This window comes from Belliella aquatica (genome assembly GCF_014637795.1).
In the GTDB taxonomy this organism is placed as follows: domain Bacteria; phylum Bacteroidota; class Bacteroidia; order Cytophagales; family Cyclobacteriaceae; genus Belliella; species Belliella aquatica.
Genome location: NZ_BMFD01000013.1, coordinates 52489 through 62925, shown reverse-complemented (window position 1 = coordinate 62925; position 10437 = coordinate 52489). Strand labels below are relative to the sequence as shown.

Sequence of the window (10437 nt, the reverse complement as noted above, 5' to 3'; positions counted from 1 at the left end):
TAACAAAAATACCATGATACGAAGAGTCAAAACTTGCCACTTGATACTAATGTGTGTACTAAAATCAGGCAAGATCAAATTGTCAAAAGTCGACGGCTAAATGTCCATTGAATGTCAACTAAAGTATTGAGATTATTTTAAGGAACTACCAATCTAAAATCCTATGAACATAGTGTAATCGACTAACAAAAATGAAACTATCACATTCTAGGTTACAATTGATAAGAAAGCAGATACAACAAGAAAAATAATTACGCTTATGGAGTAAAATAGTGATTAAAAGGGCAATCAAATTGAATTTTTTAATATAAATTTACATACATAGAATCACCCCAATTCTTCAAATCATGCTCAACTCCACCCAAAAACTAATTCCTACGCTGATAGGACTGTCTGTTGCTATAGTAGCATTAGCAGCTTTTTTGTTTAGCTATTTGGATCATCCTTTCAAGTTATTATCCATTGCAATTGTTTTGCTCTCTGTTTTCATTTTTTATATCGCATTAAGGTTAAAGAAATTCAATACTTACTCAAATTTATCAACAGAAAGTTCTTCTAGCTCTGATGAATTTGCTACCGCTTTTGAATACGCTTCAATAGGAATGGGCTTGGTCTCTTTGGAAGGAAGATTTATCAAAGTAAACAAGAGTCTTTGTGACCTCTTAGGTTATTCCTCTGAGGAATTCACCAAATTGACATTTCAAGAAATAACCCATCCAGATGACCTAGAAAGAGATCTTGGATACGTGTCCAAACTCGTCAATGATGCAATAGAAACTTATCAAATTGAAAAGCGCTATTTCACTAAAAAAGGAGATATAATCTGGATCAATCTAAGCGGTTCCAAAGTAAAAAATCCTGACGGAAGTTTTAAGCACTTCATAGCACAAATAGAAAACATCACGCCCAGAAAGGATGCCTTCCAAAAAATCGAAGAGCAAAGCCAAAGAATTCAAAACATCATAGATGGTACCAATGCTGGGACTTGGGAGTGGAATGTCCAAACAGGCGAAACTATCTTTAATCAAAAATGGGCTGAATTGATTGGCTATACTCTTGAAGAGCTAAGTCCTATAAGCATCAACACTTGGATGAACTTCACACATCCTGATGATTTATTCATCTCTGAGCAAAAACTCACCGAATGTTTCGAGAAACAGTCTGAATATTATACCTGTGAATGCAGGATGCAGCATAAAGACGGTCATTGGATATGGGTATTGGATCGAGGAAAAGTGATGACTTGGACGGAAGATGGTAAGCCATTAATGATGTTTGGCACGCACACCGATATCACAAATTTAAAAGAAGCTCAACATGAACTCAGTAAGAGTAAAGCCTTCTTGGATACAGTTTTGAATTCTGTAGATGTCGGGATTGTAGTGTGCGATCACACGGGGCGATTGACTCTCTTCAATCAAGCTGCTACCGATATGCATGGCATCCCATTCAATCCACTAGAATCGAAAAATTGGACTTCTTATTATGACTTATTAAAAACAGATGGTATAACTCCACTTCAACTTGATGAAATCCCACTCTTTATGGCACTTAAAGATGGGCAAATTTCAAATAGTGAACTTATCATACAGCATGCTTCTGGGAATAAAATTTTTGTCAATTGTACAGGCAATCAAATCTTAGATCAAAACAACAACCTTCTTGGTGCCGTCATTGCCATGACTGACATTACAAATTTAAAGTTGGCAACAAAAAATGCAGAAGACATAGCTGTTAAATTTAAGGGGATATTTGATTCCACTTTTCAATTTATAGGTTTCCTAAGTCCAGAGGGGACACTTTTAGAAGCAAATCAAACAGCTGTTAACTTTGCTGGACTGCATGCTGATGATCTTATTGGAAAGAAGTTTTGGGATTGTTATTGGTGGACCATATCTAAAGAAACTCAGGAAACGCTAAAAGCAAATATTGAAAGCGCTGCAAAAGGTGAATTCATCCAATACGAAGTGGAAGTTTTGGGCGGAATGGGACCTACCACCATCCTATTTAACCTCAAACCTCTATTCGATGCATCAGGAGAGGTAATTGCTATCATCCCAGAAGGAAGGCCAATTCAGGAAATTGTAGACTCTAGAAAAGCCTTGCTTCAAAAGAATGAAGAGCTAGAGCGTTTTGCAAGTGTAGCTTCGCATGATTTGAAAGAACCTCTTAGAATGATCAGTAGTTTCTTGAGCTTACTAGAGCAAAATTATAAAGGCAAGTTTGATGATAAAGCTGACACTTACATTCATTTTTCGGTGGATGCGGCAAAGCGAATGACCAATTTAATCAATGACTTATTGAATTATGCTAAAATAGGAAGTGAGGACGCACCAATTGAACTTATCAAGACCAATGAATTAATAAATGAAATTCTCCCACTTTTCAATACGGATCTGGAAATTCAGAATAGAAAAATTGAAATCGAAAAGTTGCCAGATATTGTTGGTAAGACCACTCCTATCAAAACTCTCTTCCAGAATCTTATCGGTAATGCTGTAAAGTATCAAAAACCAGGAAGTAACACATTGATCAAAGTAAGCGGGAAGGAAAATATTAGTAATTGGGAATTTTGTGTTGAGGACAATGGAATTGGAATCGCACCTCAACATTATGAAGAAATATTTCAAATGTTTCATAGACTTCATACCAAGGAAGAATTTGCAGGTACAGGAATGGGACTAGCTACCTGCAATAAGATCGTGAAGCAACATGGAGGCGAAATTTGGGTAAAATCTGAAGAAGGTGTAGGAAGTAAATTTTTCTTCACCATCAAAAAACAATATTTGAATTGAAAAATAGTTCATTCAAAAAAAATTACCTTATTTATCTCAAAATAATTATATCGTTTCGCTTTTTTATTTTTTTTAATATCCATACATTAGACCAGATTAGAACAGCAAAATCACCGTAAAAACGCTTCTAATCAAATCCAGTATGAAACTTTGTTTATATCACAAGATAATTTTCTTGACGGGAATTATCATGTCCATACATCTTTCAGGGCTTGCATTACCTCAACATAGTACTGTTGAGGTGCTGAAAAAGCCTTACCTTACTGTTTTTTATAACAATGAAAATGGGCTACCCCAAAACACTGTTTTTGATATTGAAAAAGATGATTTTGGATTCCTTTGGATAGCTACAGAGGAAGGAATGGTCAGATATGACGGCTCCACCTTCACGGAATTCAACAAAGAGAATAATTCAGAAATCATTTCTAACATCTACTATGATGTCCATAAAGTTGATAATGAAGGTGTATGGGCAGCAAGCGACAATAGCTTAGTCCTTTTCAATAAAAGAATCAAGAAAGTCATAGATGCAAGAGAAATCATTGATGACAATGTAATTAGCTCAATTTCTAAAGACAATTTTGGAAGATTGTGGATAGGTACTTTAGGTGATTTGCTATACTATTTAGAAGATGATGAAATAAAGGCTTTTAAACCATGGACAACTGCTAGAGGTAGAAAAATCCAAGTGATTGATGTCGCTGGTGATAAGTTACTTGTAGGCACCAATCAAGGCTTGTATCAAATCGATTTGAGAAGCTTAAAAATCAGCATTACTCCTGAAACTGAAACTTTTGACATTATAACCATTCTCCCTGATGGAAATGACTATTTGTTTGGAACAAAAAATCATGGTATTCATCATTTTTCAGAGAATAAGCTGAAAGCACACAACCTGAACGAGGAGCATAAAAATTCTTTTGTCAACAACATCGCTCTAAATGAAAATAATGTTTTGTGGGCAGGAATTGAAGAAAAAGGGCTTTTTGTTTCAGAGAAAAATAAATTTACCAAAATAGATATTGAAGGGATTGATGAAAACTTAATCAGAATTATCTTCATAGATGGTGACCATGTTTGGTTAGGAACAAATGGTCTTGGAATGATTCATTTAAAACCAGCCTCCTTAAAGATGCTAGAAGTGAAAAATAATCCAATTACCGCTTCCATTTTCCCTATCTATCAGCATAGTAATGGAGATGCATTTGCGGGTACCTTCGGCAAAGGTTTTTATCACATGAATGAAAAGGATACCGTCTTATACAATGCACAAAATGGACTAACCGACAATACCATTGCATCAATATATGGCAGAGGCAATAAAATTTACATTGGCACTTATGGAGGAATCAACAGTTTTGATTTGACAACAAGAAAAATTGATCCAGAAATAGAAATCAATAAAAAACTTAAAGGCCGAATTGCTACAGCAGTTTATAGAGATTTAAATAATCAAATATGGATAATAACCGAGAATGGTGGAGTTCATATTCTGAATGAAGAAGAAGAAATCAATTTAATTGAAATCCCCGAGAAGTTTTCCCATACAGATTTAGTTACTATTCTTGAAGACTCCAGAAAACGGATTTGGCTTGGTTCATTTGCTACAGGTATGCTAAGTATAGAAAATTATACTCAAGTCAGCGAATTTCAGCTTACAAAAGACATCAAATCTAAAGTCATTTTTAGCATATATGAAGATCCTCAAGGTGACTTATGGTTAGCAACTGAATCTGGGTTAATCTACTTTGATCATCAGAAATTCATTGAAGTCAAATCTCATAATGGAATCAGTTCTCAAGCCATATATGCTATTCAAGATGATGGCCTTGGCCATGTTTGGCTAAGTACAAATTCCGGTTTGCTGAGTCTTCCAATAGATGATTTACTGAGTTTTAAAGAAAATACCAGTTCAAATTTTATTCGATCAAAGTCGTTCAACCGATCACACGGCATGGCCAATAGTGAGACTAATGGCAATTGCTTTCCCTCGGCCGTCAAACTAGCCAATGGAAACCTTTGGTTTCCTTCAATCAAAGGCATTGTAGTAGTCGATCTTGACCTAGTTTCTCAAAGAAGTGAAGCACCAAATATTCTAATAGAAGGTATTTGGATAGGTGATACATTTTTTGATCATCAATCAAAAATCGAAATTCCCGCAGGTACATTCAAGTTTGATATAGACTTCACTTCCATTGATTTTGATGATACAGAAAATACCCAATACTATTACAGATTCAAGAATCAATCAGCATCTTTAATCGCCTTAGGAAATCGAAAGGAAATTAGCCTAACTTCAATAGAGCCTGGAATTTATACTGTAGAAATATTAGCTTATAAGTCAGGTAAATGGTCTGAACCAGCCGAAATCACTTTTAAAGTACAAGGTTTCTTTCATGATACCATCTATTTTCAATTACTTATATTTATTCTTGTATTCATATTAGGAGCCTTAAGTATTATTTACTTCAAAAAGCTTAGAGCAAGTAAAAATCTAGAGGAAAAAGTTAAAATAAGGACCGCTGATTTAGAAAAGTCTAGTCAAGCCCTCGAAATTGCACTGCGAAACATTGAAAATCAGAATACTAAACTAAAAGAAATCACCTGGTTGCAATCTCATGTCGTTAGAGCTCCTTTGACAAGAGTAATGGGATTGGCGCACCTTCTGAAAAATCATGAAAATTACAAGTATAATCACAAATCAAAAGCTGAATTAATTCTAGAGTTGGAAGATGGATTATTAGAGTTGGACGACATCATCAGAGAAATACATCTCAAAGCAGAAAAAATTGAAAATTTATAGCCTATGAATTTCGAAACTCTTATTATTGATGATGACCCGGGCGTTTTATACTATCATGAAATGATGGTCATGGAGAGCGGACTTTCGTCCCATCCCTATTGTTTCAATAATCCATTGTCAGCATTAGAATTCCTTAAATTAAACCAAGAAAAAAAGGTTGATTTTTTGGTTTTCCTAGATCTAAATATGCCAAAAATGTCAGGTTGGGAATTTTTAGAAAAACTGAATGAATTAAACTTAGACATTAAATACAAAGTAGTCATCGTGACTTCCTCATTGAGTCAACATGATAAATTGAAATCGCAAAATTATGCGCAGATTGAGGCGTTTTGGGAAAAACCACTTACAGATCAAAACTGTATCACCTTTTTAGAAAAACTGAAATCCTCTTAAATACAATTGACTCGCAACATGTCCCATGAGTAAAGAGGCATGCAATGTTATTTAGCATAGTCATGGAGGCAATTTCAGTTGAAATTTTTAGATCAAATAATGCATGAAGCATATTTAATGACGAAAATAAAATCATATTGAACCACCTATCATACACGAACTTTTTACTATCTTAACATATGTTAAAAACAAATATTTTCAAGTACTTTTCTGCAAATTTTACTTTATGAAAAATGTCCATATTCTCCTTGTAGAAGACAATGAAGGAGATATTCTTCTAACCTTAGAAGCTCTAGAAGAAGCGAAAATGAAAAACACGATTAGCGTCGTAAAAGATGGCGAGAAAGCCATTCAATATGTGGAGAAACTGGAAAACTTCAAGAATGAACTCTATCCCGATTTAATCATTTTAGATGTGAATTTACCAAAGCTCAATGGGCATGAAGTTTTGAAATATTTAAAAAATAGTGAAAAGCATAAGCATATTCCCGTAATCATGCTCACCACATCCTCTTCACCTCGAGATATCAACGAGTCTTATAAGAATCATGTCAATTGTTTTATTACAAAGCCAATTGATGTAGAAGATTTTATTAATGCGGTGATAAGTATCGAGAATTTTTGGATAAATATTGTAAAACTTCCAACGAGCAAAGAATAAGCTTTGGTTTTTGATCATGAAATTACGTAATTATGTTTTCAAAGATTAAATCAAAAGTTTAAGATTCTATTTGAAAGATTAAAAGATGAGGAAAATTCAAATCCTATTAGTTGAGGATAATGATGGAGACATATTATTGATTTCTGAGGCGCTTGAAGAAGGAAGAATCCTTAACGAATTACAAATCGCAAAAGATGGTCAGGAAGCCATTTTACTCTTGACAAAGGCTGGAGAATATATAAATGCTATTACACCCGACATCATACTTTTGGATATTAATCTGCCCAAAAAGAATGGTCATGAAGTACTCAAATTCATTAAAAACAATGCTGCACTCAAACAAATTCCAGTAATCATGCTCACAACTTCATCCACACCAAGGGACGTTGTTGAAGCATACCGTGAGCATGCCAACTGCTATATCACCAAACCAGTTGGCGGTCTTGATTTTCTTACAGTGATTTCTCAAATTGAGGAATTTTGGTTTTCTATTGTAAAACTACCATCTACGACTTAGGGCTCTATGACTGAAATTGATACTATAAAACGAATTCTAATTATTGAGGATAACATGGGTGATTTTCTCCTGATATCTGAATATTTAGAAGAACAATTCAATCAACTCGATTTAGAACATGTTTCAACTTGCAAACAATCATTAACCAAAGATCCCGGTTCTTATGATGTGATTTTGTTGGATTTAAGTTTGCCAGATAAAAGCGGTGAAGATTTAGTCAATGAGATTCTCAGATTTGCAGAAAATATTCCTGTGATCGTTCTGACAGGTTATTCAGATAGAAATTTTGCAATCAAATCAATCGGTCTAGGAACAGCAGATTACCTGTTGAAAGATGAACTAAATCCAGATATTCTTCAAAAAAGTATCGTTTATTCTATAGAACGAAAGAAAGTATTCAATCAACTTGAATATTCTGAAAAGCGCTATAGAGAGCTTTTCCACTTGAGTCCACTACCTATGTATGTGTTTGATAAGTCTTCATTTAAATTTTTAGATGTAAATCAAGCTGCAATTTCACATTACGGTTACACAAAAGAAGAATTTCTTACAATGACGGTATTTGACATTAGACCTTCAGATGAAATTGAAAGAGCGAAATCAATTATCCTCAATGATGAAGATCCTGGAATGAAAACTCCAGGGGTATTCAAGCATCTTAAAAAAGATGGAGAGCTAATTGATGTCGAAATCAGCTACAATGAAATCGATTTTGAGGAGCGTAAAGCTTTACTTGTTTTGGCAAATGACGTCACCTTGAAATTTCAATATATCGAAGCGATAGAAAAACAGAATGAAAAACTTAAGGAAATCGCTTGGATTCAATCACACGTGGTAAGAGCACCGCTTGCTAGGCTTATGGGGCTTGTTAATTTGATTAATATGACTGAAGAGGATGATCAAGAGGTTGACAAAAAGGAATTGCTTCAGCATATTCTAAATTCTACAGTAGAACTTGACAATATCATACGAGATATTACAAACAAAACAGAACAAATCAACATAGATCAAATTCGATGAAATACGATATTTTAATAGTCGACGACGAAGACATCATTATCAAGCTTGTCCGTCATCTTATAGTCAAAAGTAATTTACATGGTGATCCAAAAGCCTTTTTAAATGGACAGGATGCCTTAGAGTATTTGAGTTCACTTAAGCAAAATACTACGCCACAAATTGTGCTTTTGGACATCAATATGCCTGACTTAGATGGTTGGGACTTCTTGGATTTACTGATCAAATCCAATTTTTGCGAACATGTCTATGTAGTCATCATCACCTCTTCAATCAATAAATCTGATAGATTAAGAGCAGAGAAATATGATATAGTTGCAGGCTACATAGAAAAACCAGTAAGCATGAATAATATGGAAGAAATTAAGACCTTGGAAAAATTAGATTTCTTGTTTGCTGATTGATACCTTTTTTATAAACTGTTCGGGACTCATTCCTAATTGATTTTTAAATGCATTGAAAAATGTTATTCTGGATTTGTACCCTACCAAGCCAGCATATTCATTAACTTTTAAAGTATTCTTTTTTAAATGAATCAATTCAACGGCTTTTTTGACTCTAAATTGATTTAAAAATTCACGAAACCCAATTTTGAAACATTCACTCACTAAATTAGATATTGCTCGGGGACTCACCCCGAGCAATTTTGAAAAACTATATAAATCCAAATTTTCATTTTTATAATTTTCATTCTCTTCTAAAAGCTGAAGCATTTTTTGCCCAAGAATATTGTCAGTATCAGAAATCATATCCTATTATTTATTAGCCCTAACCTATTATTTTTTTAAACTTGATGATTTTCAGCCAACTCAGTTTCATACTCATAAAATGAATATAAACCTTCCAGATTAATCATTTAACACTACCAAATCAAAACTTCCTTCTTATCTTCTCTGATATTCTTCTTGAAAAGAGGAATCACCGCCAGGAATTCATGTGTAGTGTTTGGAAGCAAGTAGGACTTGTTCATCGGTAATTCGTAAACATAGCCAATCCGCATCATCGGAAGTAAGATGCCCAACTGAAAATTGTTCGCATAATCGATTCGATGCCCCGCTCCTAGCCAGATCTTGTCCATCATCAATACTTTGAAGTTCAACTCAACATTGTCTGGCAAATCTTCCTGACTTCTGTACATGAAGTTGGTCGCTATCGCCAAATTTTCATTGATCGCATTTCTATAACCCGCTTGTACGATTCCAACTCTTGGCTTCCGCTCCATAAAAACATCACCCGAGTTGATCGCTCCCTGATTCACATTGTGCATCGCATAAGAGATGTAATAATTCGGATGGGTCAAGGCCAAACCAATGTTAAAATCCACTACCTGCATATTGGCAAATCCATTCAAGTATTGTGCAATTTTTGGATCATTAGATTGCTCAGTCGTTAGACTATTTCCATCCAATCTTACTCGATTATAATTAACGCCCATTCCCAATCTTAGAGAAGTTTTCTCCGCAATCTGAATCCTTGAGGCATAAGAAGCGATCAATTCTGTCTCTAAAAATGCTCCATATTCATCATGTAGAACATTAATCCCCAATGCATTTTTGTTGGCATCTGAGCCCTTCGCAAAATCTGCAATATCAAACTCGAGCGAACCCACATAAGTCATGGGCGCCCCTTCAAAGCCTGCCCACTGATTGCGAACAAGCCCACGGAAGTTCGAACCTTCATACCCCGTCAATGCAGGATTGAAGTAACTCTGCATATGACTGAATTGAGATACATATTTTCTAGATTGAGCGAGAATATCTGTTGTAGTTACTAAGACTATTCCTATAAATATGATGAGTGTTTTTTTCATGATATATTTTTTTATTGTACTAAGTACAAAGTCCCAAGTACCAAGTCAGAGTTCTAAACTCATTCAGTGGTAATTCTTGGTACTTTGTACATTGTACATCGTTCTTATTTCCTTATTAAATTCAATATCCCTTTTCTCACTTCTCCTGTTTCTCCTACTTCTACTGTCCAGTAGTAAGTTCCAGTTGGCATATCAGTTGAATTGAAAGTACCATCCCATCTGACATCAGGATTCTCAGTATAGAATAGGCGCTTTCCACTTCTTTCGAAGATCTGAATCCTTACTCCTTTATAGAATCTCAATTCTTTTATTCCCCAAGTATCATTTACATTGTCTCCATCAGGAGTGAAGGAATTGAAGATTTCAATATTGCTAACCGATGTCCTATTTCTGATGATGGTAAATTCCTTTTCAAGAATATTTCCGTCTCGGTCCTGGACG

10 protein-coding genes are annotated in these 10437 nt (G+C 34.7%); 7 read left to right on the top strand and 3 right to left on the bottom strand.

The features are described 5' to 3' along the window. The first annotated feature begins 347 nt into the window (after positions 1 to 347). The 7 genes from IEV57_RS15250 to IEV57_RS15220 all read left to right on the top strand — a co-directional run bounded on the left by IEV57_RS15250 (position 348) and on the right by IEV57_RS15220 (position 8590). On the top strand, positions 348 to 2795 hold the full coding sequence (locus IEV57_RS15250) for a PAS domain S-box protein (RefSeq protein ID WP_188443912.1): 2448 nt from the start codon (positions 348 to 350) through the stop codon (positions 2793 to 2795). A 190-nt stretch (positions 2796 to 2985) separates the two neighbouring features. Further along, a complete protein-coding gene (locus IEV57_RS15245; RefSeq protein ID WP_229744533.1) occupies positions 2986 to 5598 on the top strand; it encodes a ligand-binding sensor domain-containing protein in 2613 nt (870 codons plus the stop codon). Between the two features lie 3 nt (positions 5599 to 5601). Beyond that, the gene (locus tag IEV57_RS15240; RefSeq protein WP_188443910.1) at positions 5602 to 5991 is read left to right on the top strand and encodes a response regulator; all 390 of its coding nucleotides are present in this window, start codon (positions 5602 to 5604) and stop codon (positions 5989 to 5991) included. 226 nt (positions 5992 to 6217) lie between these two features. Beyond that, the gene (locus IEV57_RS15235; RefSeq protein ID WP_188443909.1) at positions 6218 to 6652 is read left to right on the top strand and encodes a response regulator; all 435 of its coding nucleotides are present in this window, start codon (positions 6218 to 6220) and stop codon (positions 6650 to 6652) included. Positions 6653 to 6737: 85 nt separating this feature from the next. Then, on the top strand, positions 6738 to 7169 hold the full coding sequence (locus IEV57_RS15230; protein WP_188443908.1) for a response regulator: 432 nt from the start codon (positions 6738 to 6740) through the stop codon (positions 7167 to 7169). 6 nt (positions 7170 to 7175) lie between these two features. After that, positions 7176 to 8189 carry a PAS domain S-box protein gene (locus tag IEV57_RS15225; RefSeq protein ID WP_188443907.1) on the top strand — a complete coding sequence of 338 codons (1014 nt, stop codon included), beginning with the start codon at positions 7176 to 7178 and terminating at the stop codon, positions 8187 to 8189. Continuing rightward, on the top strand, positions 8186 to 8590 hold the full coding sequence (locus IEV57_RS15220) for a response regulator (protein ID WP_188443906.1): 405 nt from the start codon (positions 8186 to 8188) through the stop codon (positions 8588 to 8590). The genes IEV57_RS15225 and IEV57_RS15220 overlap by 4 nt, the downstream gene beginning before the upstream one ends. Here IEV57_RS15220 and IEV57_RS15215 read toward each other — a convergent pair. The 3 genes from IEV57_RS15215 to IEV57_RS15205 all read right to left on the bottom strand — a co-directional run. Next, positions 8567 to 8935, bottom strand: coding sequence for a helix-turn-helix domain-containing protein (locus IEV57_RS15215; RefSeq protein ID WP_188443905.1), 369 nt, complete (start codon positions 8933 to 8935; stop codon positions 8567 to 8569). The two genes, IEV57_RS15220 and IEV57_RS15215, sit on opposite strands and share 24 nt — an antisense overlap. A gap of 113 nt (positions 8936 to 9048) precedes the next feature. Further along, entirely contained in the window at positions 9049 to 9996 is a 948-nt protein-coding gene (locus tag IEV57_RS15210; protein ID WP_188443904.1) for a PorP/SprF family type IX secretion system membrane protein, read from the bottom strand. A gap of 104 nt (positions 9997 to 10100) precedes the next feature. Then, positions 10101 to 10437, bottom strand: a 337-nt coding sequence (locus IEV57_RS15205) for a T9SS type B sorting domain-containing protein (RefSeq protein ID WP_188443903.1), incomplete at its 5' end; no start/stop codon positions are given.

Coding starts and splice junctions, on each gene's coding strand:
- IEV57_RS15240 (WP_188443910.1), top strand. CDS start 5,602: ATGAATTTCGAAACTCTTATTATTGATGATGACCCGGGCGTTTTATAC.
- IEV57_RS15235 (WP_188443909.1), top strand. CDS start 6,218: ATGAAAAATGTCCATATTCTCCTTGTAGAAGACAATGAAGGAGATATT.
- IEV57_RS15230 (WP_188443908.1), top strand. CDS start 6,738: ATGAGGAAAATTCAAATCCTATTAGTTGAGGATAATGATGGAGACATA.
- IEV57_RS15210 (WP_188443904.1), bottom strand. CDS start 9,996: ATGAAAAAAACACTCATCATATTTATAGGAATAGTCTTAGTAACTACA.
- IEV57_RS15245 (WP_229744533.1), top strand. CDS start 2,986: ATGTCCATACATCTTTCAGGGCTTGCATTACCTCAACATAGTACTGTT.
- IEV57_RS15225 (WP_188443907.1), top strand. CDS start 7,176: ATGACTGAAATTGATACTATAAAACGAATTCTAATTATTGAGGATAAC.
- IEV57_RS15250 (WP_188443912.1), top strand. CDS start 348: ATGCTCAACTCCACCCAAAAACTAATTCCTACGCTGATAGGACTGTCT.
- IEV57_RS15215 (WP_188443905.1), bottom strand. CDS start 8,935: ATGATTTCTGATACTGACAATATTCTTGGGCAAAAAATGCTTCAGCTT.
- IEV57_RS15220 (WP_188443906.1), top strand. CDS start 8,186: ATGAAATACGATATTTTAATAGTCGACGACGAAGACATCATTATCAAG.